The following is a 25,565-nucleotide window of genomic DNA, read 5'->3' on the forward strand; positions in this document are numbered from 1 at the left end:
GCCACAGATGAGCGCCACAGCCCGCAAGACCGCCCCCATGCCGACGGATATTCTGGCCCGCAAAGGGGGGGCTCCGCTGGTGAGCCTGACCGCCTATACCACGCCGATGGCGCAAGTGATGGATGGCATCTGCGATTTCGTGCTTGTGGGCGATTCAGTGGGGATGGTGCTGCACGGGCTGCCCTCGACGCTTGAGGTCACGATGGAGATGATGATCCTGCACGGTCAAGCGGTGCGGCGCGGGCTGACCCAGTCGATGCTGGTGATCGATATGCCCTTCGGCAGCTACGAGCAAAGCCCGGCCCAAGCCTTTGAGAATGCGGCACGCTTGATGCGCGAAACCGGTGCCGGTGCGGTCAAGCTTGAAGGGGGGGAGGTGATGGAAGACACCATCGCCTTCCTGACCAAACGCGGCATTCCGGTGATGGCGCATATCGGCCTGACGCCGCAGTCGATCCACACGCTTGGCGGGTACAAGGTGCAGGGGCGCGGTGCGGCGGCCACGCAGCTGATGGCCGATGCGCAGGCGGTGACGCGGGCAGGGGCCTTTGCCGTGGTGCTTGAGAAAGTGCCGCAGGCTTTGGCGGACCAGATCACTGAAACGGTCGCCATTCCCACCATCGGCATCGGTGCGTCAGCGCAATGCGACGGGCAAATTCTGGTGGTCGATGACATGCTGGGGCTGTTCACCGCCTTCAAGGCGAAATTCGTAAAACGCTATGCCCATCTGGGCGATGACGCAAAGGCCGCGGTGCAGGCCTATGCCGACGAGGTCACGGCACGATCCTTCCCCGGACCCGAGCATGTATTTTCTGACGAGGTTTCCAAAACATGACACCCGAAATTATCCGCACGCTCGTTGAGCTGCGCAGCAAGGTCGCCGGATGGAAAGCCGCGGGCGAAAGCGTCGCCGTGGTGCCGACCATGGGCGCGCTGCATCAGGGGCACCTGAGCCTCGTGCGGGCCGCAAAAGAGGCGTGCGACCGTGTGATCGTGACGATCTTCATCAACCCCAAGCAATTCAACAACCCTGACGACTACAAAAACTACCCCCGCACCGAGGAAGAGGACGCGCGCAAGCTGATCGCGCTGAAGGCGGATGTCGTCTATGTGCCAGATGGGGAACAGATGTACCCCAATGGTTTCGCGACGACGGTGTCGGTCGAGGGCATCACCCAAGGGCTGTGCGGGGCGCATCGGGCAGGACATTTCGATGGCGTGGCCACCATCGTGACCAAACTCTTTACCCAGTCCCAGGCGGACAAGGCGTTCTTTGGCGAAAAGGATTATCAGCAGCTTCAGGTGGTGACCCGTCTGGCGCGTGATCTGGACCTGCCGATAGAGGTGATCGGCTGCCCCACCATCCGCGAGGAAGACGGTCTGGCCATGTCCTCGCGCAACCTGCTGCTGTCGGATCGCGCCCGCACCTGGGCCCCCGAACTTCACCGCGCGATGGAAGAGATGTCAGAGGGGCTGCTTGCCGGTGGCGATCTGGAAACGCTCCGCGCGGCGGCAGTGTCGCGGGTGGAACGTGCGGGCTTTACGCAGGTGGAATACCTTGACCTGCGGTCTGCTGACCAGTTGGAGCTGATGACCACGCCCGACCGCCCCGCACGTCTATTGGCCGCCGCGTGGCTGGCCGGTGTGCGGCTGATCGACAATATCGCCGTCGGTTAAATCGCTCTGGAATATGCAAAAAAAGCGGGGCCCGCGCAGGCCCCGCTGATCGTTTGGCTTGGAACGGTGCGGTGTTACTTGCCGCCGATGCTGAGGGCAGAGGCCATGCCGGGGGCTTTGGATTCCCCGCCCAGCTTCTCGCGCACACCGGCCTCGATCTTGTCGCCGGTGTCTTTGTCGATATTGCGCCAGTATTCAAAGGCACGGACCAGCACCTTTTCGCTGACACCGTCGCACAAGTGCCCCACCACATTCGACACCAAACGTTCGCGGGCATCGGCGTCCATCACCTCGCGGACGAGCTTGCCGGCTTGGCTCCAATCATCGTCATCAGGGCGCAGGGTATAGGCCTGACGCACCATGTCGCCATCGGAATACCACAGGCCCGCTTCATGCTGATGCGGCTGCGCAGAGGGCCCACCATATGAGTTGGGCGCATATACCGGATCAGACACTTTTTCAGTCCGGCCCGCGCCGTCTTTCGAATAGCTATGGGTCGGCGAGACGGGCTTATTGACCGGAATCTGTTTGTAGTTGACACCCAGCCGCGCGCGGTGCGCGTCCGCGTAGGAAAAACCCCGTGCCAACAGCATCTTGTCTGGCGACAGACCCACGCCTGGCACCATATTGTTCGGCTCGAACGCGGCCTGTTCGATCTCTGTATGGAAATCGGTGGGGTTGCGGTTCAGGGTCAGCTTGCCGACCTCGATCAGCGGGTAGTCCTCGTGCGGCCAGACCTTGGTCAGATCAAACGGGTTGATGCGGTAGGTCTTGGCATCCTCGTAAGGCATGATCTGCCATTTGAGCGTCCAGCTGGGGTAGTTCCCGTCGCGGATGTTGTTGAACAGATCGGCGCGGTGGTAATCGCCGTTGGTCCCCGCCAGCTTGTCAGCTTCATCCTGGCTAAGGTAGGCGTTGCCGTCGCCCTGATCGGTGTGGAAGTGGAACTTGACCCAGAATTTTTCGCCCTCGGCATTGACCAGCGAATAGGTGTGGCTGGAATACCCGTTCATCTCGCGCCAGTTTTTCGGAATGCCACGGTCGCCCATGAGATAGGTCACCTGATGTGCGCTTTCGGGCGAGAGCGTCCAGAAGTCCCACTGCATATCGTGGTCGCGCATGTTGTTATCCGCACGGCGCTTCTGGCTGCGGATGAACTGCTGGAACTTGATCGGATCGCGGACAAAGAAGATCGGGGTGTTGTTGCCGACCATGTCAAAGATGCCTTCGTCCGTGTACATCTTGATCGAGAAGCCGCGCGGGTCGCGCCATGTATCCGGGCTGCCGCGTTCGCCCGCCACGGTCGAAAACCGCATCACCACATCGCATTTCGCGCCGGGCTGGAAAATATCCGCCATCGTGTATTTCGACACGTCTTGCGTCGTCTCGAAGGTGCCAAATGCGCCCGAGCCTTTGGCGTGGGGCTGGCGCTCTGGAATACGTTCACGGTTAAAATTCGCCATCTGTTCAAGCAGATAGTGGTCATTCAGCACGATCGGGCCATCGGGGCCAACGGTCAGCGAATGTTCATCGCTTTGAACGCGAATGCCGGCGTCTGTGGTTGTGGGAGGGGTTTGCTTCTTGTCGGTCATCTGTAGCTACTCCTTCAGGGTCCACAGGCAAAACCTGTAGCGTGACGGATGGTTCCCGTCCAAATGCGTAAGGAGTTGGATAGAGCTGTGGCCGCTTGGCGCGCTTAATGGGTTGCCGTGTGAAAGCGGATCACCTGCGCGTTATCCGCCGGATCGACAAGGAAATGCCCGCAGACGCCAAAGACCTCGCGCAGGAGGGTTTCGGTCATGATCTCGGAGGGGGTGCCGATGGCGCGCAGCTTGCCATCTTGCAAGACGCAGATCCGGTCGCAGAGCGTGGCTTGGTTTAGGTCGTGCAGGGCGATGATCGCCGTTGTCGGCAAGCGCTGGATCAGTTCAAGGATCGACAGCTGATGGCGGATATCCAGATGGTTCGTCGGCTCGTCCAGCAGCAGCACTTGCGGCCTTTGGGCCAGTGCACGGGCGATATGCACGCGCTGTTGTTCACCGCCCGACAGCGTGTGCCAGTGGCGGTCGCCAAAGCCCGACAGATCCACATCCGCCAGCGCCTGTGTGACGATGGCGTCGTCCCCTGCGCTCCACCCGCGCAGGGCGGACAGCCACGGGGTGCGGCCCAGTTCAACGGCGTGGCGCACGGTGATGCGATCTGCGGTATCGGCGTGTTGTTCGACCAGCGCCAGCCGCTGCGCGATATCGCGCTGGCGCATCTTTGCAAGCGGTGCGCCGTCCAGCTCGACCCGCCCGCGCGAGGGTTTCTGAATACCGGCAAGCATATGCAGCAACGTGGATTTGCCCGACCCGTTGGGCCCGATCAGCCCCAGCTTTTCGCCCGGACGCAAGGACAGGGACACGTCATTGACGATGGCGCGGTTGCGCACCCGCCAGCCCAGTTCGTGACAGGACAGAATCATGGCGACGTCCTTTTGCCAATCAGGATCAGTGCAAAGACGGGCGCGCCGACCAAAGCGGTCACCACGCCGATGGGCAGCACCTGGCCCGGTACAATCACCCGCGAAACCACATCGGCAAAGACCAGAAACACCGCCCCCGCCAGTGCGGAAGCAGGCACAAGGATCGCATGACGGTGCCCCACGACGATGCGCATGGCATGGGGAATCACCAGCCCGACAAAGCCGATCGCACCCACCACCGAGACCATCACCGCCGTGACCAACGCCGCCGTGCCGATCAGCAGCAGCTGCACGCGGCGCACCGGAATGCCCAAGGACGCGGCGCTGTCGCTGCCGAAGGTAAAGGCATCCAGCGCGCGGGCGTGCCACAGACAGGCCAGCAGACCGATCATCGCCGCGGGCAGGGCGCTTAGTACATCGGGCCAGCGCACGCCCGACATATTCCCCAAAAGCCAGAACATGATGGCACGGGCCTGTTCGGCATTGGCTGATTTCGTAATCATCAGCGCGGTCAGGGCGTTGAACATCTGGCTGCCCGCGATACCGGCCAGCACGATCACGCCCGCGGCCCGCAGGCCCACACCGCCCCCCGCCGCCTGCGCCAGCAAAGCCACAAAAGCGAAAGCCACCAGCGCCCCGCTGAACGCACCGATAGACAACGAGATGGCACCACCCCCCAGCCCGAGGATGGTCACTGCAACAGCACCCGTGGACGCCCCCGCAGAGATGCCCAGCAGATAGGGGTCCGCCAGCGCATTGCGCAGCAGTGCTTGCAACACGACGCCCGACAGCGCCAAACCGGCGCCACAGCACATTGCCACCACGGCCCGCGCCATGCGGTAGTTCCACACGATGCCCTCGTCGATCTTGTCGACCGCATAGCCCGCGTTCAGCGCCTTATTGGCCAGCACCTTCAGCACCACCAGCGGCGGGATAGAGACCTCGCCGATGGCCGCACCAAACAGCAGTGCGGCCAGCAGCACCGGCGGGATGATCACCCACCAGTGCCACTGCGGCCTGCGCATCACAGAGCGGTCGATTGCGGTCATTCGGCCAGATCGAAACCGGACAGCGCGTCAGCCATCGTTTCCAGCGCATAGATCGCACGCACGGTCGGGTCCATCGCATGGGCGTCCATGGTGATGACGCGGCCCTCTTTCACCGCGGTCATCTCGCGGGCGACGGGGTCGTTCATCAGGAAGTCGCGCTTTTTCTCGATGTCATCCGCGGGGAAGCGGCGACGGTCCATTTTGGCGAGCACGATGAAGGTCGGGTCGGATTTCGCCAAAGTCTCCCAGCCGACCAGCGGCCATTCCTCGGCCGAGGTCACGACGTTTTTAACGCCAAGCTTGTCCATCATATAGGCGGGCACACCTTGTTGACCTGCCACATAAGGGTCCGCCGCCATCTCGGACGACGAGAACCAGAACAACGCCGAGGTGCCTTGCGGCAGGTTCAGCGATTTGGCTTTCTCGACGGCCTTTGCCTCGCGCGATTGCAGGTCTGCCAGCAGCGTGGCACCGGCGTCTTGCGCGTTATAGATCAGGGCGAGCTCTTCGATGCTGGTATACAGCTGCTGGGTCGTGAACAGTTCAGATCGCGTGCCGTCCGCGCCGACAGAATTATCCTTGGCCGCGCAATCGGTGGGCATCACATAGGTCGGCACGCCCACCTCGTGAAAGCTGTCGCGGGTGCCGACCATGCCTTCGGGGCCGACGTGCCATTCATACATCACGGTGACCAGATCGGGGCGTTTGCCCAACACGCTTTCAAAGCTGGGGTCGTTGTCCGCCAGCCGTTCAATCGCATCGTTCGTCTCTTTGAACTCTGGCAAAACGGGGCTGAACCAGACAGAGGTTCCCGCGATCCGGTCCTGCTGGCCCAGCAGATACAGGATCTCTGTCGTGGATTGTCCGATGGTCACGGTGGTCTGGGGTGCCGCATCAAAGCTGAGCGTATGGCCGCAGTTGTCGATGGTCAGCGGATAGTCTGTCTCTGCGCCAAGCGCGGTGCTGCCCGCAAGGCTCGCAATCAGGGTCAGGCTGGAAAAAAATGGTTTCATATCAAGGGCTCCGGTTGGTCCGATGCCGGGGTCTTTGAATAGAAAGAGAAGGGGCCAGCCAAATGGCGCGCGGGCGCATTTTGGTCTGCGCTTGTGGTAAGATCCGGTCCCATCATCATCCTCTCCCGAGCAACCCCGCCCGGTGTTTCAGGTTCAGTGTCGGCAGGTCTCCTGACTGACGGATCGCGGCTGTCCCCGCCTTCCCGGACCTTTAGGCCCAGTGGCATGATGGAGGTAGCTCACCGTCTACAGTTGCGGGGGCAGTTCCGGTTCATCCACACCAAAGCGCGGATGGCGAATTCCCTATTATTTCCCGAAGGAAACCGACCCGGTTTCGATGACAGTTGTCCGCCCACCCGTCAAGTTGCGTTTTTGCGGTCGTCATCGCGGGACAAAGGCAAATAACGCAGGCCACGGTTCCGCAGAACGGGCGAGAGGCACATAACAAACGGAAGGAAAACCAAGTGGCAGCCCGTAGGGGAATCACACGGGACTAAATGTAGAACATGCATCAATCTGAAGTTAATAAAAACAATAGCTTAACAAATTTTAGATTCTATTTGCGCAACATATAGTTGGGGGTTAGTTTGGGGGTCAGTTCTCAGGGATGCGAAGCCCGACCAATAGAAAGTGACCTCCAGATGTCAAAGCTGAAAGCGGCAGAGTTGCCCGGGCTACCTGTTAAGAAGCACCATGACGGCGCAGGGCTTTACTTCGATAAGAAAAAGCGCGGGGCGTCATGGATATATAAGTACACGCTGAACGGTGCGGCTCGGGAGATGGGGCTGGGTAAGTACCCAGAGGTGACGTTGGCGAAGGCCAGAGAGCTGGCGTCGAAGGCCCGGGGCATTAAGGCAGAGGGCAGGGACCCTATCGCAGAACGTACCGCCGTTAGGCGGCAAGGGGTTACCTTTGAAGAAGCTGCCCGAGAGTATTGGCAGGTTCACTGCCAGCACTATGCGAGGCCTCTTAATTGGCTTCGCGGTATGGAATTGAATGTCTTTCCGCACATCGGTCGCAAAGGCGTCGCAGACCTCACCGCCGATGATCTTATCAAGTTCCTCAAACCTATGTGGGGGCAGGAGAAGACACGCAAGCTGCGCCAATGGATTAACGCTGTAGTTGGCTACGTGTCGGTAGATGATCCAAGAGTCGACCGCGATCTAATGGACCGTGTTGCAAATCGCCTAGGGCCTCAGAACATTGAGCATGAAAACCATCCTGCAATCCCGTGGCAGGATGCGCCTGCGCTATGGTGTGCGTTACAGGACACGTCCGTAGGCCTCTCCATGAAACTGCTGATGTTAACGGGGGTGCGGGTAAACTGCATCGTGATCGCCGAATGGGAGGAGTTCGACTTCAAAGAAAAGGTTTGGACCATCCCAGCGGGCAGGGTGAAGCACTGGGAGTACGTCTTCCGCGTCCCCCTGACGGGGGCCATGATCGATATCCTGCGCACTGCACGGCGCAAATGGGGTGACTCCGGATATGTCTTCCCGTCAGAGGCATCGAAGAGCGGGCATCTTAGTAACAACGCGCACCGCCTTTGGCTCCGCAAGTATGAATGGAAAGATGCCGAAGGGCGTCTCGCCACAGCGCATGGTCTGCGGACCACGTTCCGCAATTGGTCGGATGACGTTCTGCGGATCGACTTCATGCTAGGTGAACACATCATCCAGCACATGAAGGGTCGGGGGGATCGCGATCAGCGTGCCTATCTCCGATCCGATAAGCTGGAGAGGCGTCGCGAGGTTCTGGAGGAGTGGGATACCTATCTACGCAGTCTCGCGGAGGTGCGTTACCGTCGGGATAAGGAGCGGCGCTCCTTGGATGACGTGATTGAGCTTAGCAGTGGGCGAACGAAGCGCGAGGTTCTGGAATGGGTGCATAAGGAAATGACACATGAAGAGTGAGCCGCGTTAGAGGCAAGGCCTGTCAGGCTTACTGAGAGGCCCCTGACGGGGCCTCTTCTATTATATATATCAGCGCAGCGGGTTGGGGCCAACTCTGCTCCCTGCGCCTTCAGGACCTCCAGTGTGGCGCGCAGGTGTGTTTCTACTTCAGCCTTAATGTCGTCGCTGAATTTGAGCCGCGTTAGCGGCGTGGTGGCGTCACCTGTCTAGATGAACCACGTCGCCTGCTGTCATGGTGGCTTCCTGCATCGCGGATAGCTGTTCCTGCACCTGTGCCAGCATCCCGCTCAGATGTTGCAATAATGTTTCTGATACCGGGTACAAGGCTGCGTCGGCAATCTTTGCCGTGGTCTCAATCAGGTCTGCATTCAAGTTTTCAAAGGTATCTGTTGCTGCTTGCATGATTCGTTTCTCCATTGGTGTGATTAACACCTAGAAGGCTATAGTCCCCCTATGTGTCTGTAAACGATAGAGATTCTTGCCAATAAATGTCACGCAAAGTGGCATGGCGAAATATTGATTCACAATATAATCTTTTACGCAATATAAAATGACCCGTTTTGGTCAAAAAGTTGACAGATGTCACCTTCTCTGGCACAAAGGGGACAAGCAGGAAGACGCAGAGCGTTCCAGCCATCCCCCATAAAAATATAATAGGAGGCATCGGTGATGAACCTTGATGCACACAGCGCGACGCTGCGCATTCTTGATCTGGAGGCGCTGGGCGCAGGTAACAAGAGGTCGCTCATCCGGTGGTTCCAGCCCCGTCCGGTTGTCCACTCCGTCTCAGGCTCGCCTAAGGGCATCCTGTACCCGTTGCCGGAAGTGGTCACGCGTATCAGGCAGCGGTCGCAGCGTGGGCTGTCTGGCGATGTTCTGCATAGTGTCGTGACCTTCGACGCGAAGGTACGCGCACAGCGCGGTACCGACGATATCTACCTAGGTGAGCACGCTCAGCGAAGAGCTGCTGAATTTGTTTGCTGCCTAGCCCCTGAGGAGGCTGAGCGGGCCAGAGGTGTTCAACGTCAAGTTCGCGAAGCGGCGATCCGCAGCGGTCTGCCGGGGGTGGAATATCTACGCCAGATCACCCTGATCCATCCAGCGGTGGTGCAGTACGTCCTCAGCAATCAGGGAGATGAGCTGCCCTGTGATGCAGGCTGGCGAAGCTGGGTCAGCGCCCTGTGGGCAGTAAATCCTGAGAAAAACACATAAATACAAAAACTTGAGGTAAGAAAAATGAGCGACATTAACGAGCTGCTACCACATCTAAGTGATAAGGACCGGGCAAACCACTTAAAGGCAATCGGTAGCATCGGTGATACCTTTGCGGCACGCACCACGATTGAGGTTGATCCAGCACTGATCGAAAACATTCCTGCTGTTCGCGAGCACGTGCTGTCAGGTGGTGCCATCGAGCTGGATCTTGAAGCGGCGATTGCATCCTTGAAGGCTGAACCTTCGATCTCTGCAAGGCTGATCGCCGCTGAGGTGGAATCCACAAGGATCAGCCAGATCCAGTATGAGACTGCGAATTTGTCGCGTGCTGATCGTTTGACCTACGCCAGAGAGCGCGGCCTAGACCGCCCCCGTTCGGATGTCTTTAGTAGCATGACGCTGAGCGAGCACCTCGCCATCCTGAAAGGGCTAGGGCCGCAACAGCGAATGGCCTATGCGCGTCGGCATGGCATCTCATGAGCAGCTTTCTCGACGATATCATGAACGATCCGGGTAAATTTCAATACGGCGCGCACGGCGGCACCAAGGCGCAGCCAAGGAAGTTATCAAAGAAAGAAAATGCGCGCCGTAAGGCGGTGAGGGAGAAAATTGAACGAGGCCTAGAGCGCCGCAGGTTCTGGTCTCCAGAAATGGTCGCTGCCGAAGAGGCTCGCCTGCGCGAGGAGGTCGCCAAAATAATCGCTGAGCGCCGTGCGCAGGATCAAGATCAAGCGGCATGACTAATACTGGCCTGCCCACACGGCCAGTCGCTTCCGGCGGCGGCGATCTCCACGCCGCCGGGGCACCAATCACACACACACATGAGAAAGACCAATGAAATGACGAAGTTTAAACTATCCAACCCACCTAAAACTGTCGCTGGAGAGGTTGAGCGGCTGCTCCTTGCGCAGATGTGGAATCACGACAACCGGAACGGGCTGGGAGGGTATTTCCTCCGGCGAGAAGACGTTGAAAAGTTTCGATTTTTACTGGGTGGTGACGCTGACCTTGCCATGCAAGGCGCAGGATTCAGGCCGCATGACCGCCACCGCCACCAGATGTCGACAGGTGCCAGATCGCCGTACGGTGACGAGGCTAAAATTCACCTACAAATTAAGTGGGATACCGTTGAGGCGGTCGCCGATTATTGGAGGCAAGTATGCACAAGCTGAAAAATGAGCGCCACGATGCTTACGCCCGACTTCTGGCCCAAAATTGGCAACAGGTCACCGCGTACCGTAAGGTATACGCCCCCGCAGGCGACTGCCGTGGGGCAGCGTCCAGATTGGCAAAGCGTCCTGACGTGGTTGAGCTGGTTAAGGCTATCCAAGATGAAGAGGCGGCGAGAATATTCGCAAGTATGGGTGGAAGAAGCTCAGGGGGGAGCCTCGCTGACCTTGGCATCACACCGCAGTGGATAGCGGAGCAGTATAGAATCGTGGCCGCCAGAGCTTTAGCTGGATCCGATTTCAAGGCATCCACAGACGCGACGCGGTCGTTGGAGAAACTAATCAGAGCGGAGACGCAAGCGGAGAGTGGCGACACACCTAAGAAGTCCAGCGCGAAAATCGACCTAGAATCCATGATGACGATTCTTGGGAAGCTGGCAGCAGCGCCGACGGTCAAGGTCGTCGATGATCAGCCAGCGAAAGAAGCAGAGGTTTCGCCAATGGCTCGCAACCGAGCCTTGGGCAAAGCTGCTGAACACGACTGAACGAAAAACGCCGCTCCTGTGAGGAACGGCGATAACTTCAAGCAGGAGAAAGACAGCCTGCATAACAGTTTGTGCAAGATTTTGGGGCCGACACCTCGACCTTGCGTGAATTGTAGAACAATCGATGAGATAAGGCAAGTTTTTGCCCAGAGAGGGTCAACTTGGAAATTAGTTGCATATGTAACTTGACCCGTTTTGTGCTCCAGATTCGGTGATTCTCGAATCATGGAGTATGAAGAATTCAGCGACCAGAATTTTGCAAGATTTTAGGCGCTGAGCAACGCCCCGTTAGGGGCAGTAAACACCAGAAAGAGAATACATTATATGACTACTATCGCCAAGCGCAGTGATGCGCCCACTATCAGCGACCTTGAAGCCGCATTTTTGGAGGCGGGGCTGAACATCTTCAGTGAAGAAGGGGAACCTGAGTACGCTGAAGAATATGCGGACGCTTTGGCCGCAGTCCGGCCTATCTCCGATAACGTTATTTACCTAGATGACCATAACAAGACAGGTAGCCTTGAATTTTTCACACCTGAATACCTGAACGACGCTGAGGTGATAGGTGTCGTCACGCCTGCATTTGAGAAGTTGCTAGATAGACCGATCACGTTGTTTGTCGGTGGGCATGGGAAGCTGACGGAGTGGCCCGTCGTTTCCACAAGTTTGCGGGCGCTGATCACAGGAGGCCCTGCTGGTGGTTTTTCCATGCACCGTGAAGCACGCAGGAAGGGCGGGCTTTGTTTCGTCGCTGCTGAATTTACAGGGACCAAGCGTAGTGTTCATTCTGTTCGAAAGCTGCACGGAATCGGCCTCGACTTTGATGCTGGCACGGCACGTGCCGATGTAGAGGGAAAGATCGAAGAGCTAGGCATTGCCGCGATTGTTTACACATCTTTTTCTGATCAGAAGACAGTTTCAGACATCAAGCGAACAGCACTTTTTAAGGACATGCCACACATCGACGGAGAACCTACGACAGCACACGTTCAGGAGTATCTGCGCGATTATGCACGCGCCATTTACACAGAAGAGCATATCACGTCAGTAGAAGTGATGGATGCCAACCATGCGACTAACGAAGGCATGGTTATTCAATATTCACATGCGCCTTTGGACAAGTTCCGCGTCTACCTACCCTTTCAAGATTCCGTCGACGCAGAAGACATTCACCGAGAGCTGCAACCCCGAAAGGATGTATGGGCAAACAAGGTGGTCGGCGCTGCATATCGTCTACTTGGTGGGCATACCGATCTCGCCTGCGTGGATATGAGCCGAGTGTTCTACATGCCCGAACACCCAAAGGGCGCTAGCCCGTCTATCACGATTTTCCAAGGTGACCCGCTAGCTTTTGACGATGTCCCGTCAATGGATAAGAGCGAATACGTCGCGACGTTTAAGAAGAATAAGAATGGCGGTCATGGCGCTGATCATTTGCTAATGCCCTGTGGTACTCCTTGGACGGTATGGGCAGCTCAGAACGCCGACCGTTTGCAGCTAGCTACTTTGATCGACACAGAATTTCCGGACATGGTGCGTAGCAGTAAGGGTGACCTGTTAGAGATTGAGTGCCCCAACGAAGACTATCACAGTACGCCGGGGGGCACTGGTACGCATGTAGTCGATGCTGATGGCGTCGGCGGTGGTTTTCGGTTTGGCTGTAAGCATAGTTGCCCGGATGACCGCCTTGTACTGCTCGCCGCACTCGCGCAAAATCAAGACTTCGACGAAAGCTGGCTCTGGGAAGATCATGACAATGGCGGATACCTGTGGCCTGAAGGGGAAGAGCAAACTTCACCTCCAGATGCAGATGCAGACACACCGCCGAATGCCTTTGAAGAACCAAAGACTTGGCTTCCAAAGAGATACGTTTTGAGAGGTGGTACTATTTACGCCAAGAGCGATGATGGTCAATCACCGATACCGATCTGCGCTGCTTTCGATGTGGTGGGAAGGTCATCGAACGAGGATGGCACGGCAGGTTCTGGACGCATCATCTCGTTCACCAACGAGAACGGAATGATCGTAGAGCGTACCATATCGCGTGCGGATATCATGGTCGATAGCAACACAGTTCTGCGCGACCTAGCTGACTCTGGCCTGCTGATCTTCGGACGTACTAAGAAGGCAAATGACAGGCTTCTAGACCTTCTGAATGAGATCACGCCACAGCGCCAGATTCCGACCGTCACAACGCCCGGATGGTTTCGTGATGAACATGGCGAAGTGATGGGCTTTGCTCTTCCGTCGGGCGAATACGTAGGCTGCGCAGGGTCCCGTCCTGTACGGCTGGTTGAGGGTGCGCGTGTGGCATTCCCGAAGCCGCGCGGAACGGCTGACATGTTCACTGCTGCTGTGGTGGAGGCATTCAAGTATGCAGATAGTAACTTCTACTGGACATTAGGGGTGGCGGCGGGGTTCGCCGGACCAATTCTTGGCCTCCTCAAGGACCGGTCGTGTGGCTTTGTTTTCTCTGGTCATTCATCACTGGGTAAGACCCTAGGCCAACAGCTAGGGGCGGCAGTTTTTGCATCGCCAGAGGACGGAGATGGATTGTTGCACAGCGCAAAGACCACGCCAAATGCAATTGAAGACCTCTGTGTTATCACCACGCATACCACGTTCATGTTTGATGAGATCGGGGCGTTTCAGGACAAGAAGTATCTTGAGTCTATGCTTTTTGGTATGTCCGGCGGTGTCTCCAAGGCCCGGAAGAAGGACCGAAATGTTGGGCTGGCGCAGCGGGTTAAGTACAATCCGTTCGTCGTCATGTCATCTGAATTCGGCATCAAGCAGGAAATCGAATCCGGCGGTGGTAAGTATCGTGCCGGACTCGTCGCCCGCTTTCCGGACGTCGACGTTTCAGGGGGTGTCAGTGTAGATAAGGTGAGCCGCGATATCATGGAAGCAGTTAACCATAACTATGGACACGCGGGTCCGGCTTTCATCAAGTATCTGATAAGTTCAGGTGTGGTGAAGGATAAGGCGAAGCTGGTCCGGGAAGTGGATGCAATCATTGCTCAGCTATCACAAGGAAAGGCGGCTGTTATCGCACGTGCGGCAAAGCCTTTTGCCATCGCCCAGCGGGCGGGCGAACTGGCGGCTGACGCCTTGCTGTTGGGAGATGACATAGCAGCGGCAAAGCATGCTGTCAGAACCGCTGTAAAGGCCGCATGGGACGTGTTTAGCAGCTCTGATGAGGCCGGGACCGCGTCTAGCGGTGACGCTTTGCTGGATAGGATCACTTCAAAGTTTCAAGGGATGTGGGATCGTACAATCATCGCGGCGGGTGGGATCGCGTCGAATGGAACAAGTGTCGGTGAAGCTGAAGGAAAGGACGCCAGAGGTACGCCGTTAGGTTGGTACGACGACGAACATATCTACCTCGATTGGTCTCAGCTAGAAGACCCTAGTACCTCTCTTGGTGTGGCGGTGAAGCGCGTTGAGCTGGTCAAGGTGCTGGGGGATTCGGTGGCGCGTAAGTCGACACGGGAAGCGCCACAGTCGAAGCTGCCTGCCCATGTCGCACAGGCCGTCGATGGGGATGGAAGGTCAATCAAGAACCTGAAGATACGACGCGCCTCTATAGGTATGTAATTATAATAGATAGCGAATGAAGGCCTGCGCTAGCAGGCCTCTTTTGTTGCGAGGAGATGGATATTAAGTTCGTTCTGCAAATCTGCTGGGACTGGTCTGCCCCCCCCGTTGGTGAAGTTGGGGCGACATGGGGCGACGTTGGGGCGACACGCTGGGGCGACATTTGCATCATAAAAATAAGGGTGGGGCGACATGGGGCGACAAAATAAAGAAATAAACTAGTCCTCTTTAATTTGCTTGCCCGCACGGTGGGAGACAGCGGTTTTACACAATCCGGAAATATTTGTCGCCCCATGTCGCGCCATGTCGCCCCACGTTGATATTAAAGGATACTTTGCTTTTTTGCGATGTCGCCCCAACGTCGCCCCACGTCGCCCCAAATCCGGCTCCAGCCGCCGCACGACCCTGATCGCGCAACCCTTCAAAATTGCCGAAGTATATTCCATTAACTGAATATGTAGTATAATTCACAGGGCTTCGGCCCCTGCAACCTCCAAGTAATAAAGTTGCCCTTAAAGTCACTTTAAGGTAATAAATTCACTTAGCGTCATAGTGGCCTGCATCCCGCAACGCGGGGGGGGCGCACCGCCCATGCACACCGCCCATGCATACCACCGACACACAAACCCACCCACTCACATCCACATCCCGCTGGCCTATCGCCCCTATGACCTATCGAGTGGGCATCCCCCCCGCGTTAGCGGGAACCAGAACGCCGCGCCCCTTCGGTTTGCACCCTGTGGGGTGTCCGATTGGGTATAGCCCGACGGACTCCTGAAAAGCCTACCGAAACAGCGTCCATAAGGGTTGCGAATCATCATCGGACACTATATCTAATGGACAGAAGCTTAATGGACATCTGGAGGCCAGATTATGACCCCGACACCGAAGACTGTTCTTTATGTCCGCGTATCGACTGCGGAACAGACCAGTGCGCATCAAATCACGCAGGCACGTGAGAAGTTCAACATCTCAGATGACCATATCATCACGGACCACGGCGTCTCCGGCGTGTCTGTTGCACTCAGCGAAAGGGACCAAGGTAGGCGTCTCTTTGATATCCTCCAACCGGGGGACACGCTTGTCGTGCGATGGATCGACAGACTCGGTCGCGACTATGAAGATGTGAAGGGGGCAATCGAGACCTTCAATAGGAAGGGTGTCACGGTCCGCACGATCATCAACGGCATGACGTTTGAAGCGGACCACGCACTTGAAGGTGACGACACCCGGAAGGCGGTGCGCAATGCGCTGCTAGGCTTCATGTCCGCAATGGCGTCCGCCGATACCAAGGCCAAGCAAGAGGCAAGAGTCGCAGGCATACAGCACGCCAAGGCTGGTCCGGATGCATCGCGCAAGTATCGGGGCAAGCGTCCGAGCTATGACCGCGCCACCATGACCACTGTCCAGCACCTGCTAACGCAGGCTTCCACCGTGTCAGCCATCGCCAAGGAAACCGGACTGTCACGTCAGACTGTTCTGCGTATCCGTGACGAACCTGAGAACTGTGAAGCAGCTCTGGCACGTTGGGGAATGTAAGTGATCCACCGACACACCCACACCATGTACCGTGGATGCATCGGCACTGGTGACACGGTGTACCAGCGATGGCCTGCGTTAGCAGGTGTACCAGCGCGATCACCTCCCTTCAATCCAGATCGAAATGGAAGCATAATGGGGAATTCCACTTAAAGCATTGATAAATAATAATAAAAATTGACGGAGGGACCCAAGAGGGGCTACCGGGTGGGGGTGACATGGTCGCGCAGATGCTAAGCGATACCCCCTGTGCGAGTGCTAGTTGCTAAAGTTCCGATCTGCGTATCAATATCTTTCATTGGTCTGGAGGGGGGTACCCCCACCCCCTAAACCGAAACACTAACTCCCCTGAAAAATTATAAAAAATTCATCCGCAAAATTTGCTCGGCCCAATGCGATAGGGAAATGCGACGGCATCCACCGGGCATCAACTTGGACAGAATGTGTAACAGTATCAGCGTGTGCTCGGACTAACTTGAACAACTTAAAGGATTACTTCATGGTGATCTGTGGCAATCAATGCCTCAGGGAGGAATTAGAACACTTAAGTGTGTCACTTAGGTGAATTTTAAAACAATCATGATAAAAAAAATTTTTAAGAATACGTTTTGCTTTGTTGGTATCCATTCATGGCGTGAGAGCAAAACTATGCCTGAGAAGGTTTGCAGAAACTGCGGTCGCAGGCATTCGTACTATTGAACCTGATAAGAAAAGAAAAAATGAATCTTGTCAGAACTACCCTGCACCAAGAAAAATCGAATTGTCTCAATACTGAGTTTTCACGGCAACTGAACTAAGTCATGCAGGGCATCAAGTTCTAATGCACACCAATAGGCAGATCACAAAAAAAACAGCTACCCAATTAGCTTGGGTAGCTGTTCAAACTTAGGGTCTGGAGGCCTTACAGTTTAGAAGCGGTAGTTAACACCGAACTTAATTTGTTGAAGATCAGCTTCAAGCAGGCCTTCGGTGTTATCGACATCACCGAAATCAGTATAGCTATACTCTGCGTAGCCGGTCCAATTTTGCGTGAACATGTATTCACCACCGAAACCAATTGTTACACCGTCAAGATCTTCGGACAGGCTGTCCCCGTCGAGTGACACTTCGCCTTTAGCTTTGCTGTAGCCCAGAAAACCATATGCAAGGAAGTTATCTTGCACGAGATAGCCGCCGCGAGCAAAAATCGTCGCCATATCTTGAATTTCGACTTCTACGCCGGAATCGGCTAGAATACCTTCGCCGTCGCCGTCATAGGAGCCAAAGTTGTACTCTGCGCCAAGGCCAAAAACGCCGCGGCCAAATTGCCAGTCATATCCTGCCCGCAATGCAGCGGATACACCGTCAGGCTCGGATAGATTATCGCTGAAACCTTCGTCGCTCAAAAATGAAGCCGCTTCATCGTTTGCATCGAGAGAACCGAAACCGTAGCTGATGTTGCCACCGACGTAGCCGCCAGTCCATGCAGGTGCTGGAGCTTGGTCAGCCATCATAACAGGCTGTTCCATAATTGGAGTGACCAAGTCACCCGCCAGTACTGGTGTAGAAACGAGCAAGGCCAACGCCGCGCCATAGGTAAAAGTATTCACTGGAAATCCCTTCCGATAATATCGCTAACCATCGTCTCTTCACACGTATTTCAATTACTTGCAATTGCACCCTGAGGTTGCTTCGTGACATCTGTAATACATGTTGCAATTGAGCATCAGCGATAAGTAGGCACCCCCTTCAGTCGGAAAGTACAGCTCTGGGAATTCCACTGACAAAGTCCGCCATTGCATCTAAACGCGCTGCAGCCCTAAGCAAAGCACGGGCGATGGAACTCGTCGCGAGAAACAGCTTTGCCACGATGGAAGCAGCGAAGCTCTTTGCAGATGTCGAATTGTCCGGCGCGGCAAATGTCGATGCAAAGACGCGGGCTATGCTTGCCCAGATCGATGCAGCGGAACAACTGAAGGACGCACAGGCCAGCCCCATGGACGCGGTCATGGGCGATCCGGAGGGCAATTTTAGAAGCGCTCTATCCAGTGCGTTGCAAGGTGACTTTGACCTGTCCAGCATCGCCGAAGGCATCCGCGCAAGCCTAGCCGACGCTATGGCGGAGCAGATCGCAGACGCAATCTTTCCAGAGCTGAATAGCGGTGCATCCGAAGCAGCGCAGATGCAGGCGGCGCTGACAGCGGGCGGGGCTAACGCTGCTCAGCAGATAAGAGCCGCGATGGCAACAGGAGCAACCGGAGCAGGCCAGAAACTAGGCTCAGGCGTCAGAACGGCATCTATACAGGGCGCAAGTGCTCTACAACGTGCTGGTATAACCTCTGCAACTTCTATGGCGACAGGCGTCTCCGCAGCAGGCTCCGCAGGCGCAACACAGATGCAGTCCGGCATCATCGTCGGGTCCACGGTCGGCGCACAGAAGATGGAAACCGCGACATCCGGCGGCGGTAATGGTGGTGGTGGTTTCGGTAGTATGTTCCGTGGCGGCAACTGGCTGGGCATCGGTGTAGGCCTGCTAGGCGGTCTCCTAGGTGGCGGAGGAGGTAGCAGCTCGTCCAGTTCTTCTACGTACACACCCGTGACGAAGACCAGCAAATACTATGGTCCAGACAACGTCCCCAGCTATGCAGCGGGTACCGCCAATACGTCGGGCATCCCTGCCGTTCTACATCCGAATGAAGCTGTTATCCCGCTTTCCAACAACAGGAAGGTTCCTGTGGAAATGGGTAGCGCAGGCGGTCCAGCTCCGATGACGTTCAGCGTCGTGAACAACGTTACGGTGGAAGGCTCAGAAGATGATCAGGAGAACGCCCTGAACATCGCGACATCTATTTCTGAACGCATGGAGATGATGATCGAAGAGAAGATGATCGAGCATTCCCGCTACGGTGGGTATCTTAATCCCCGGGGGAGTTAGTGGGGGCGGCGTTAGCCGCACCATCCTAAGTTGTAATGGTGTAAGCCGTGTGCAAACGTTGATCCAAAGTCAATTCATACGGCGAGTTTACCATGGCGGCTACACCTTACCACATAACCTATGCAGATCATCCCGACGTAAGGTATCCGAGCAAATCTGGAATGCTCACATACATTAAGGATGAGCGTACGGCATGGGGGCCATTCTTAGATGAGCTTCCAAATATGTTGAAAGGGCATGTGCCATTCCGGCACAACAACAGTCAAAGCCCAGAGACTCTTTCGGCAGCCCTCGAAATTTTAGAGGGTAAGTTGGAAGACGTTAACCAATTTAACCAAGCAACACGTAAGGCAATGCATGGCGGTAGTATCGCCTTGCCGCCGAACTCTGATAGCGCGGAAGGGCGGTTAATCCTCGCGTTATTTAATGGTGAAAAGACCATCGAAGCGCTTGCTGTATATATTCGCTTTATCGAACTCAATTTTGGCGCTCAACCATCTACTAACCAGTTCTACGGCCCCCTTTCCCAGAAAGGTGAGCGTCTACTTGAGTCCGGAATTGTCGCGGCGGTATTGCCATTCAGTAAAGTGTCTTCGGCAAAGCTTGCTGGTGCGGCTCGGAAAGCTGCGAACCACAATGACGCGTTAGAGCAGGAAGTCGCTAAAGCGGCAACAATCAATGAAGAACATGAAAACCGTCTTAACGAGTTCCTTGAGGAGCAGAAGCAGAGAAGCAAACATTTAGAAAACGGCATTCTTGATAAATTTATAGAGCGCACCGATCAGTACGACGAATGGAAATCAGGCATTGATGGTCAAGTCTCGGAGCGCTTTGAAGAAGCTGAGAAGCGCATCGCTGGCGTGGAACGTTTAAGCAAAATTAAACTGCAGCAGCAAGAGGAGGAGTTCGGGCGTCTCCAAGACCTGTTTGCAACCCAACTTCGTTTGCGCTCCCCTGTAGCTTTGTGGGAGAGGCGAGAGCAAAGTCACTCTGAGAACTCTAGCGGAGCTTTGTGGCGATTGGGCATCTTCGGTTTTGTTACGGCTGCGATAGCAATCGGGGTTCCTGTATGCTTTGGCGACTATATCGCCGGAAGCTTCTTCGAGATGGTTTGCTCGCCACAGGGAGCCGAGGGTGCTGCAGAACTTCAGTGCGAGCGGTATTTTTCTGCCAAGGGTCCTTTAACCGTCACAGGCCTCCTCCTCGCCATGTCGATCCTCACTTGGATCACACGCTTGCAGTACCGCATCCACTTAAGCGAACGTCACCTCGCTCTTGATGCTAGTGAGAAAAAGGCCTTCGCCGAAACCTACCTAGCAATGAAGGAAGGTGAGGACGTGGGGCAGGCGAACGAGGCTATTGTACTGGCATCGCTGTTCCGACCCACCCAAGATGGGATCATTCGTGATGACGAGACAGGAATGGACCTCTCTGCGGTAGCGTTGTTAGCAAAGCAGCTTGGCAGGAGTGGTCCGTAAATATGCTGTGCAGAAATTCTGCTTACGGCGAAAGCGATTTTACACAAGGGGGAATCGAAACTCAGGGGGCAAACTCACACTTGGGGGTTCATTTGGGGGTCGCTTCCGCACAGTGGCGCTAAGTATTTGTTATGAATGGGGTAAGTAGGCACAAGTGGCAGCCCGTAGGGGAGTCGAACCCCTCTTTTCAGGTTGAAAACCTGACGTCCTAACCGATAGACGAACGGGCCACTTAACTTGTGAGCGCTTCTTTAGGCAAAGCCATCGGCGGGCGCAAGTGCAAGCCGCATGAGAAAGCGGGGAAATACGGCAAAAAAATCACAGATTTTGAGGCCGTATTCCAAGGGGCGAATGGCGAGGGGGGGTCGTCGCGTGAAACGCGCGCTGCGCTCGGGATGCGGGCGCGCGTTTCCCTTAGATTTCCCAGTGAAAACCCGTCGCTTTTTCGGAGACGGTCCAGAGTCTCTCCATCACGGGTTTGTCGTAGGCATGGGGGTTCAGCGTGCCTTTGCCAACGGGCCCACCGGTTTGCAGCCATCCGGTCGGGCCATAAAGCGCGCGCTGCGCCAACCCGTCTTCTGTCGCGCACATGACCTCGGGATACGCGCCTTTTTCGGCGGATTGCACCATTGGCGTCTTGCTCATCATCCACCAGGTGACCCGTGTGAAAAGCCCGCCGCTAGTGCTGATCAGCGAGGTCGCCGACGCGCCGGGGTGGCAGACATACACCTCAACGCGGCTGTCGGTGGCTTTCAGCCGGTCCTGAAGCTCATAGGCGAACATCATCTGCGCCAGCTTGCTTTGGCTGTAGACCGCGTTGGCGCTATAGTTCTTGTCCCAGTTCATGTCGTCGAACTGGATCGTCTTGATCCCCATGTTGTACCCGAGGCTGGACACCACAACGATCCGGCCCGCACTTTCCTGAATGCGATCAAACAGCATCCCGCACAGCAGGAAGTGCCCATAGTGGTTGGTGCCAAGCTGGCTTTCGAACCCGTCAACGGTCAGCTGTTGTGTCGGCACCTGCGCGATGGCAGCGTTGCAGATCAGCGCGTCAATCCGGGGAACAGTGCGTTTCACCTCCTCCGCCGCGGCGCGCACGCTGGCCAGATCAGACAGATCCATCCGCACAAAGCTCACCTCGGCGTTGGGACCGAACGTGTCCTTGAGCGTTTTGACCGCGGCGATGGATTTGTCGGCGTTGCGGTTCAGCATGACGACTTTTGCCCCCTTGGACAGCAGGATGCGCGTGGCCTGAAAGCCCGCACCGGCCGTCGTGCCGGTGATGAGATATGTTTTCCCCTTGAGCGATCCAAGGCGATCAGGTGTCCAGCCTTTGGGTCCGAAAGTCGTGTCCTTCATCGTCATGTTCCTTTTCGATGTCAGCGCGGCAGCGATGCGCGCTGTGTTTGATGTTGAAGGGTAAATAGCTCTCGGTTGGCTCTCAAAACAGGCGAGATCGTCGCGAATACTTGCCTGATTGTATCACGCGCTTGCGAAAAGCGGATGTGACGCAGTAGATTGCCCTCATGAGCAAAGACCAGATCAGACAGCTAATCCGAAACAACGCGACCCAAGAGGGGCTGACGGGAACCGGCATTGACGGGGTGCGCCTGTTTCGGGCCACGCAGGCGATTCCTTGCGTGCCGGCGGTCTATGAACCCAGCGTTATTGCTATCGTCAGCGGCGCGAAAGAGGCCGTGCTGGACGGGCACAGGTACATCTATGACGACAGCCGATATATGTGCTGCCCGATGTCGATGCCGGTGAAGGCCGGCACGCCGACCGCCTCTGCCGAAAGCCCGCTCTACGGGGTTATCATTTCGCTCGATAAGCGGATGATGACAGAACTGTCGATGGAGATGGAAAATGCCGGCAATGTGATTCCCGAGGTCAAAGGCGGTTTACGCGCGCAGGGGATCAGGCTGGCCGCGTGGGATGATGCCTTTGCCGACGCGTTGCTGCGTTTGCTGCAATTGGGTGGCAATCCGGCGGATACGGCGATCCTTGGCGAGGCACGGCTGCGCGAGCTTTACTACGCGATCCTAAAGGGGGAGTCAGGGAGTTTTGCCAGACAGGCCTTCGGCGCGGGCAATGCGATTGCACGGTCGATCGCGCATGTATCCTCTCACCTGGACGCGCCGATCTCTATTGATGATATGGCGTCCCGCGCCGGGATGAGCCGCGCCGCCTTTCACCGCAAGTTCAAACAGGTGACGACGATGGCCCCGATCCAGTTTGTCAAATCCATGCGGCTCAACAATGCGGCGATGAAGATCGCAGGCGGCATGTCGGTGAACGAGGCGGCGGTCGATGTGGGATATGTCAGCCCGTCGCAATTCAGTCGCGAATTCAGGCGGATGTACGGGCAATCCCCGCGCCAATGGGGGGATGCCCAGCAGTTTCCGGTTGAAATGGGCCAATAAGGGCTGCCAGCGCCTGTACGTTGGCAACCTCTTATCACGCATCTGGTGGTATGATCAGACGTCTACAACCACCTTCCCGATGGCCTGCCCGCTGGTCAGGCGGTCATAGGCCCCGCCCACCGTATCAAGGCCGAATCTCTGGTCATCAAGCAAGGGCTTCAGCGCCCCTGCGTCCACAATCTCTGCCAGTTTGGTCAGGATCTCCGCGTGCTTTTCACGGCCTCGGTTGGCAAGCATTGGAAGCAGCATAAAGATGGTATGCAGCGACAGCCCTTTGAAGTGCGCAGGGGACAGGTCGATTTCCAGCAGCCCCACGGTCGACGCGATATGGGCGTTCAGGGCGGCGGCTTCAAACGTCGCGTCGCCACCCTAGGCGGTAAGGGTCATGGCTTTCATGGTGGTCATCCTCGGGTGTGTCTGATGCCCCCTATCTAATGACTGCCGTGACTTATGAAATCGACCTGATTTTGAGCTCAGTTTTCTGATTATGGATGCAATAGGCGAGCCGCAAACCGCCGTCAGAGACATCAGAGCTTAGCCGTCCAGCCCGCGGCGCGAGATCAAACAGCGCAGACACAACGGCAAACACATCTCGCCCAAGATCAGGGCGCATTGTCTTCAGAATGTCGGGTAAGGGTACAAGTGGCAGCCCGTAGGGGAGTCGAACCCCTCTTTTCAGGTTGAAAACCTGACGTCCTAACCGATAGACGAACGGGCCACTTAGCTTGTGAGCGCTTCTCTAAGGAATGCGGCGCAGGCGCGCAAGCAGAAATCGAAAGAAAATGAAAAATTTTTACGCAGGTGCCGCATCTTCCAGACGCAGCTGCACAGACTGTCGGCCCCGCCACGTATTGATGTCCAGACGACCGGCCAGATGGAACCGTGCACCACCGTGATTTTCCAGTGCCGGGCCAAGCGGGCCGTCAAATGCGCCGAAGGCGATGGCGTCCATTTTGGTGTTGTTGCCGTCGCCAAAACTGATCTTGAGGTGGCTTTCACCCACCCGCTTGGCAAACCGGATCTGCATGTCGGCAAAGGCATATCGCGGGGCAGGGGCACCGGCCCCGAAGGGGCCTGCCTGTTCCACCTGCTGCGCCAATTCCACCGTCGCGGCGGCGGGCATCAACATGCCGTCCAGCTTCAGGTCTGCGGCGCCGGCCAGATGCGCGCCCTGCTTGGCCAGTAGCTCTGACAGCCGCGCCATGGCGGCGTCCAGCTTGTCTTCGGCCACGGTCAGCCCGGCGGCCATTTTATGTCCGCCGCCCTTGATCAGCAGCCCCTCGGCCGCCAGCCGCTGGATCGGCGCGCCCAGATCAATCCCCGAGACAGAGCGGCCAGAGCCTTTGCCGATGCCATCCTCGAACCCGATCACGATCGACGGCCGGTTCGACGCCTCTTTCAAACGCGAGGCGACGATGCCCACCACGCCCGGATGCCAGCCCGCGCCCGAGGCCCAGACCAAAGGCGCGTCAAAGCCGCGGGCCTCTGCCTGATCCAGCGCGGCGGCGCGAACGGCGGTTTCAACATCGCGGCGCTCGGTGTTCAGCAGATCCAGCTTTTCGGCAAGCGACTGCGCCTCATGGGGATCATCGCAGGCCAGTAGCCTTGCCCCCAGATCCGCTTGCCCGATGCGCCCGCCCGCGTTGATCCGCGGGCCAAGCAGAAACCCAAGATGATAGGCCGCCGGGGCCGTATCCATCCGCGCCACATCGGCCAAGGCGGCAAGCCCCAATCTGTCGCGCCGCGCCATGACGCGTAGCCCCTGACGTACAAAGGCGCGGTTCACGCCGATCAACGGGGCGACATCGGCCACCGTGGCCAGCCCCACCAGATCCAGCAGCGCCATCAGGTCAGGCCCGTGTGCGCCCGCTTCGCGCAGTTGGCGCCCTGCCTCGACCAGCATCAAGAACACCACTGCCGCGGCACAAAGATGCGCCAAGGCACCGTCTTCATCCTGCCGGTTGGGGTTCACCACGGCCAAGGCGTCGGGCAGGGTTTCTCCGCCCAGGTGGTGGTCCAGAATAACGACATCCGCCCCGACCGCCGCGGCCACCGGCCCATGGGACAACGTCCCGCAGTCAACGCAGACGATCAGATCATGGGCCGCGGCCAGTTCGGCCATTGCGGCGTCATTGGGGCCATATCCTTCGTCGATCCGGTCCGGTACATAAAGCGTCGCGGCGCAGCCCATCTCGCGCAGCCAGACCAGCAGCAGCGCGGCAGAGCTGCCACCATCCACGTCATAATCCGCGAAAACGGCAATCCGCTGACCCGCTTTGACCGCGGAAAGAAAACGCGTCGCGGCTTTCTCCATGTCGCGCAGGGATCGCGGGTCAGGCAGCAGATCGCGCAACGACGGTGCAAGAAACGCCTCGGCCTCTTCCGCCGCCACACCGCGCCGCGCCAGCACCTGACACAGGGCCAGCGGCAGGCTGGTCTGCTGCACCAGAACTTCGGTCGCGCGTTCCACCTCGACACCGGGGCCCACCCAGCGACGTCCCGTCAAAGACGCATCAACACCTAGAAAGCTCATGCATCTCCCCCTTCCAAATGGTCAAAAATCCTC

At 57.0% G+C, this 25,565-nt stretch carries 22 protein-coding genes, 2 tRNA genes and 1 riboswitch; of the genes, 13 read left to right on the forward strand and 11 right to left on the reverse strand.

What is annotated here, in order from left to right; all coding sequences use genetic code 11:
• The first annotated feature begins 7 nt into the window (after positions 1–7).
• Positions 8–835: a 3-methyl-2-oxobutanoate hydroxymethyltransferase gene (panB, locus tag ACTRWK_RS09840; RefSeq protein WP_009826594.1), complete on the forward strand. Its 828-nt coding sequence runs from the start codon at positions 8–10 to the stop codon at positions 833–835.
• Positions 832–1,677 carry a pantoate--beta-alanine ligase gene (gene panC, locus ACTRWK_RS09845; protein ID WP_037943873.1) on the forward strand — a complete coding sequence of 282 codons (846 nt, stop codon included), beginning with the start codon at positions 832–834 and terminating at the stop codon, positions 1,675–1,677. The genes panB and panC overlap by 4 nt, the downstream gene beginning before the upstream one ends.
• A 74-nt stretch (positions 1,678–1,751) precedes the next feature.
• On the opposite strand, the gene ACTRWK_RS09850 is transcribed toward panC, so the two are convergent.
• The 4 genes from ACTRWK_RS09850 to ACTRWK_RS09865 all read right to left on the reverse strand — a co-directional run bounded on the left by ACTRWK_RS09850 (position 1,752) and on the right by ACTRWK_RS09865 (position 6,203).
• Positions 1,752–3,269 (reverse strand): catalase, encoded by a 1,518-nt coding sequence (locus tag ACTRWK_RS09850; protein WP_289081982.1) that lies wholly within the window; start codon positions 3,267–3,269, stop codon positions 1,752–1,754.
• 104 nt (positions 3,270–3,373) lie between these two features.
• Positions 3,374–4,141 (reverse strand): ABC transporter ATP-binding protein, encoded by a 768-nt coding sequence (locus tag ACTRWK_RS09855; RefSeq protein WP_005852524.1) that lies wholly within the window; start codon positions 4,139–4,141, stop codon positions 3,374–3,376.
• Positions 4,138–5,166, reverse strand: coding sequence for a FecCD family ABC transporter permease (locus ACTRWK_RS09860; RefSeq protein WP_235183813.1), 1,029 nt, complete (start codon positions 5,164–5,166; stop codon positions 4,138–4,140). Before ACTRWK_RS09860 ends, ACTRWK_RS09855 begins: the two co-directional genes overlap by 4 nt.
• Positions 5,167–5,186: 20 nt before the next feature.
• Positions 5,187–6,203 carry an ABC transporter substrate-binding protein gene (locus ACTRWK_RS09865; protein ID WP_462843901.1) on the reverse strand — a complete coding sequence of 339 codons (1,017 nt, stop codon included), beginning with the start codon at positions 6,201–6,203 and terminating at the stop codon, positions 5,187–5,189.
• A 144-nt stretch (positions 6,204–6,347) separates the two neighbouring features.
• Positions 6,348–6,546, reverse strand: a riboswitch (cobalamin riboswitch).
• A gap of 298 nt (positions 6,547–6,844) precedes the next feature.
• Between ACTRWK_RS09865 and ACTRWK_RS09870 the strand changes: the two genes are divergently transcribed.
• Positions 6,845–8,116, forward strand: coding sequence for a tyrosine-type recombinase/integrase (locus ACTRWK_RS09870; RefSeq protein WP_462843902.1), 1,272 nt, complete (start codon positions 6,845–6,847; stop codon positions 8,114–8,116).
• Between the two features lie 198 nt (positions 8,117–8,314).
• Here ACTRWK_RS09870 and ACTRWK_RS09875 read toward each other — a convergent pair whose 3' ends face one another.
• Entirely contained in the window at positions 8,315–8,518 is a 204-nt protein-coding gene (locus ACTRWK_RS09875) for a hypothetical protein (RefSeq protein WP_462843903.1), read from the reverse strand.
• A gap of 267 nt (positions 8,519–8,785) precedes the next feature.
• On the opposite strand from ACTRWK_RS09875, the gene ACTRWK_RS09880 reads away from it, so the two are divergent.
• From ACTRWK_RS09880 to ACTRWK_RS09910, 7 genes are all read left to right on the forward strand, one after another.
• Entirely contained in the window at positions 8,786–9,328 is a 543-nt protein-coding gene (locus tag ACTRWK_RS09880; protein WP_462843904.1) for a hypothetical protein, read from the forward strand.
• 24 nt (positions 9,329–9,352) lie between these two features.
• Entirely contained in the window at positions 9,353–9,811 is a 459-nt protein-coding gene (locus ACTRWK_RS09885; RefSeq protein ID WP_462843905.1) for a hypothetical protein, read from the forward strand.
• On the forward strand, positions 9,808–10,071 hold the full coding sequence (locus ACTRWK_RS09890; RefSeq protein ID WP_462843906.1) for a hypothetical protein: 264 nt from the start codon (positions 9,808–9,810) through the stop codon (positions 10,069–10,071). Before ACTRWK_RS09885 ends, ACTRWK_RS09890 begins: the two co-directional genes overlap by 4 nt.
• 99 nt (positions 10,072–10,170) lie before the next feature.
• Complete coding sequence (locus ACTRWK_RS09895) at positions 10,171–10,503, forward strand: hypothetical protein (protein ID WP_462843907.1); 333 nt, start codon at positions 10,171–10,173, stop codon at positions 10,501–10,503.
• 131 nt (positions 10,504–10,634) lie between these two features.
• A complete protein-coding gene (locus ACTRWK_RS09900; RefSeq protein ID WP_462843908.1) occupies positions 10,635–11,045 on the forward strand; it encodes a hypothetical protein in 411 nt (136 codons plus the stop codon).
• A gap of 324 nt (positions 11,046–11,369) precedes the next feature.
• On the forward strand, positions 11,370–14,642 hold the full coding sequence (locus ACTRWK_RS09905; protein WP_462843909.1) for a DUF927 domain-containing protein: 3,273 nt from the start codon (positions 11,370–11,372) through the stop codon (positions 14,640–14,642).
• 873 nt (positions 14,643–15,515) lie between these two features.
• Positions 15,516–16,181 carry a recombinase family protein gene (locus ACTRWK_RS09910; RefSeq protein ID WP_462843910.1) on the forward strand — a complete coding sequence of 222 codons (666 nt, stop codon included), beginning with the start codon at positions 15,516–15,518 and terminating at the stop codon, positions 16,179–16,181.
• 908 nt (positions 16,182–17,089) lie between these two features.
• On the opposite strand, the gene ACTRWK_RS09915 is transcribed toward ACTRWK_RS09910, so the two are convergent.
• On the reverse strand, positions 17,090–17,770 hold the full coding sequence (locus ACTRWK_RS09915; RefSeq protein WP_462843911.1) for an outer membrane protein: 681 nt from the start codon (positions 17,768–17,770) through the stop codon (positions 17,090–17,092).
• A 227-nt stretch (positions 17,771–17,997) separates the two neighbouring features.
• Between ACTRWK_RS09915 and ACTRWK_RS09920 the strand changes: the two genes are divergently transcribed.
• Positions 17,998–19,095, forward strand: coding sequence for a hypothetical protein (locus ACTRWK_RS09920; RefSeq protein WP_462843912.1), 1,098 nt, complete (start codon positions 17,998–18,000; stop codon positions 19,093–19,095).
• Between the two features lie 92 nt (positions 19,096–19,187).
• The gene (locus ACTRWK_RS09925) at positions 19,188–20,573 is read left to right on the forward strand and encodes a DUF6161 domain-containing protein (protein WP_462843913.1); all 1,386 of its coding nucleotides are present in this window, start codon (positions 19,188–19,190) and stop codon (positions 20,571–20,573) included.
• A gap of 155 nt (positions 20,574–20,728) precedes the next feature.
• Here ACTRWK_RS09925 and ACTRWK_RS09930 read toward each other — a convergent pair.
• Together ACTRWK_RS09930 and ACTRWK_RS09935 are read right to left on the reverse strand one after the other, a co-directional pair.
• A tRNA-Glu gene (locus ACTRWK_RS09930) sits at positions 20,729–20,803 on the reverse strand.
• A 184-nt stretch (positions 20,804–20,987) separates the two neighbouring features.
• Positions 20,988–21,935 (reverse strand): SDR family oxidoreductase, encoded by a 948-nt coding sequence (locus tag ACTRWK_RS09935; protein ID WP_304951180.1) that lies wholly within the window; start codon positions 21,933–21,935, stop codon positions 20,988–20,990.
• A gap of 167 nt (positions 21,936–22,102) precedes the next feature.
• Here ACTRWK_RS09935 and ACTRWK_RS09940 point away from each other — a divergent pair, with 167 nt between their 5' ends.
• A complete protein-coding gene (locus ACTRWK_RS09940; protein WP_289081979.1) occupies positions 22,103–22,999 on the forward strand; it encodes an AraC family transcriptional regulator in 897 nt (298 codons plus the stop codon).
• A 54-nt stretch (positions 23,000–23,053) separates the two neighbouring features.
• Here ACTRWK_RS09940 and ACTRWK_RS09945 read toward each other — a convergent pair whose 3' ends face one another.
• The 3 genes from ACTRWK_RS09945 to recJ all read right to left on the reverse strand — a co-directional run bounded on the left by ACTRWK_RS09945 (position 23,054) and on the right by recJ (position 25,532).
• Complete coding sequence (locus ACTRWK_RS09945) at positions 23,054–23,314, reverse strand: zinc-binding dehydrogenase (protein ID WP_289084175.1); 261 nt, start codon at positions 23,312–23,314, stop codon at positions 23,054–23,056.
• 328 nt (positions 23,315–23,642) lie between these two features.
• Positions 23,643–23,717: transfer RNA gene (locus ACTRWK_RS09950), tRNA-Glu, on the reverse strand.
• A gap of 75 nt (positions 23,718–23,792) precedes the next feature.
• On the reverse strand, positions 23,793–25,532 hold the full coding sequence (recJ, locus tag ACTRWK_RS09955) for a single-stranded-DNA-specific exonuclease RecJ (RefSeq protein WP_037943883.1): 1,740 nt from the start codon (positions 25,530–25,532) through the stop codon (positions 23,793–23,795).
• Positions 25,533–25,565: the final 33 nt, after the last annotated feature.

The organism is Sulfitobacter sp. G5_S2_6_S6 (assembly GCF_054968505.1).

Bases quoted from the DNA above. Each gene is read 5' to 3' on its own strand.
- panB (WP_009826594.1), top strand. From the start codon at position 8: ATGAGCGCCACAGCCCGCAAGACCGCCCCCATGCCGACGGATATTCTG.
- panC (WP_037943873.1), top strand. From the start codon at position 832: ATGACACCCGAAATTATCCGCACGCTCGTTGAGCTGCGCAGCAAGGTC.
- ACTRWK_RS09850 (WP_289081982.1), bottom strand. From the start codon at position 3,269: ATGACCGACAAGAAGCAAACCCCTCCCACAACCACAGACGCCGGCATT.
- ACTRWK_RS09855 (WP_005852524.1), bottom strand. From the start codon at position 4,141: ATGATTCTGTCCTGTCACGAACTGGGCTGGCGGGTGCGCAACCGCGCC.
- ACTRWK_RS09860 (WP_235183813.1), bottom strand. From the start codon at position 5,166: ATGCGCAGGCCGCAGTGGCACTGGTGGGTGATCATCCCGCCGGTGCTG.
- ACTRWK_RS09865 (WP_462843901.1), bottom strand. From the start codon at position 6,203: ATGAAACCATTTTTTTCCAGCCTGACCCTGATTGCGAGCCTTGCGGGC.
- ACTRWK_RS09870 (WP_462843902.1), top strand. From the start codon at position 6,845: ATGTCAAAGCTGAAAGCGGCAGAGTTGCCCGGGCTACCTGTTAAGAAG.
- ACTRWK_RS09875 (WP_462843903.1), bottom strand. From the start codon at position 8,518: ATGCAAGCAGCAACAGATACCTTTGAAAACTTGAATGCAGACCTGATT.
- ACTRWK_RS09880 (WP_462843904.1), top strand. From the start codon at position 8,786: ATGAACCTTGATGCACACAGCGCGACGCTGCGCATTCTTGATCTGGAG.
- ACTRWK_RS09885 (WP_462843905.1), top strand. From the start codon at position 9,353: ATGAGCGACATTAACGAGCTGCTACCACATCTAAGTGATAAGGACCGG.
- ACTRWK_RS09890 (WP_462843906.1), top strand. From the start codon at position 9,808: ATGAGCAGCTTTCTCGACGATATCATGAACGATCCGGGTAAATTTCAA.
- ACTRWK_RS09895 (WP_462843907.1), top strand. From the start codon at position 10,171: ATGACGAAGTTTAAACTATCCAACCCACCTAAAACTGTCGCTGGAGAG.
- ACTRWK_RS09905 (WP_462843909.1), top strand. From the start codon at position 11,370: ATGACTACTATCGCCAAGCGCAGTGATGCGCCCACTATCAGCGACCTT.
- ACTRWK_RS09910 (WP_462843910.1), top strand. From the start codon at position 15,516: ATGACCCCGACACCGAAGACTGTTCTTTATGTCCGCGTATCGACTGCG.
- ACTRWK_RS09920 (WP_462843912.1), top strand. From the start codon at position 17,998: ATGGAACTCGTCGCGAGAAACAGCTTTGCCACGATGGAAGCAGCGAAG.
- ACTRWK_RS09925 (WP_462843913.1), top strand. From the start codon at position 19,188: ATGGCGGCTACACCTTACCACATAACCTATGCAGATCATCCCGACGTA.
- ACTRWK_RS09935 (WP_304951180.1), bottom strand. From the start codon at position 21,935: ATGAAGGACACGACTTTCGGACCCAAAGGCTGGACACCTGATCGCCTT.
- ACTRWK_RS09940 (WP_289081979.1), top strand. From the start codon at position 22,103: ATGAGCAAAGACCAGATCAGACAGCTAATCCGAAACAACGCGACCCAA.
- recJ (WP_037943883.1), bottom strand. From the start codon at position 25,532: ATGAGCTTTCTAGGTGTTGATGCGTCTTTGACGGGACGTCGCTGGGTG.